This is a genomic window from Rhodanobacter denitrificans (assembly GCF_003335105.1).
Classification (GTDB): Bacteria; Pseudomonadota; Gammaproteobacteria; order Xanthomonadales; family Rhodanobacteraceae; genus Rhodanobacter; species Rhodanobacter denitrificans_A.
On the sequence record NZ_QFWQ01000030.1, the window covers coordinates 1 to 421 of the forward strand.

1 protein-coding gene is annotated in these 421 nt (G+C 59.9%); it reads right to left on the reverse strand.

From position 1 onward, the window contains the following. Positions 1 to 421: hypothetical protein (locus DEO45_RS16370; protein ID WP_147269719.1), on the reverse strand; the 421-nt coding region annotated here is incomplete at both ends.

Genomic DNA, 421 nt, shown 5'->3' on the forward strand with positions numbered 1-421 from the left:
AGTCGACGGGACCAGCGATTCGGCTGGCCATTGACCAGTTGATTTGACAGGCTGGTGATGCTGTCAGTATTGCTGCGAATATCCCGCCCGTTTTGCTCTACCTGCTGCGTTAAGGCAGTGACCGCAGCCGCTTCGGCTTTCTTCGCCAGCGCGGCATTTGTCGTGCCCAAATCGCTCGTCAGTTTCGTGATGGACTGACCCTGGCTGGTTATCCTGTCGCCCTGCCGGGTAACAACAGACTGCAGCCCGCTCAGTGCCTCATTCGTACCAGCCAGGCCCGTTTCCGTCTGGCCAACCCGGTTAGTGAGCGATGTTAACGCGGCGCCCTGCGATGTCAGCGTGGTGCCCTGTTGCTCAACTTTCTGCGTCAGGGACGTCAGCGCGGCCGCATCGGCTTTTTTCCCGAGGCTGGTTTCCAGGC